General features: G+C 53.6%; 1 rRNA gene. It reads right to left on the bottom strand.

What is annotated here, in order from left to right:
* Nucleotides 1–267, bottom strand: a 23S ribosomal RNA gene (locus CVH10_RS21060); the annotation flags it as partial.

Below are 267 nucleotides of genomic sequence, written 5' to 3'. Positions count from 1 at the left end.
CCTTATGCTCTTGCACTCATTGCACGATTTCCAACCGTGCTGAGGGTACCTTCGTGATCCTCCGTTACGCTTTGGGAGGAGACCGCCCCAGTCAAACTACCCACCACACACGGTCCTAGATCCGGATAACGGACCGGAGTTAGAACGCCAATGATGCCAGGCTGGTATTTCAAGGTTGGCTCCACTCGATCTGTCGACCGAGTTTCCAAGCCTCCCAGCTATCCTACACAAGCAACATCAGCGTCCAGTGTGAAGCTGTAGTAAAGG

It is taken from the genome of Halomonas sp. ND22Bw, from assembly GCF_003011945.1.
GTDB classification, from domain to species: domain Bacteria; phylum Pseudomonadota; class Gammaproteobacteria; order Pseudomonadales; family Halomonadaceae; genus Halomonas; species Halomonas halophila.
The sequence above is the reverse complement of the archived record's forward strand: the minus strand, read 5'-3'. Positions and strand labels throughout refer to the sequence as shown.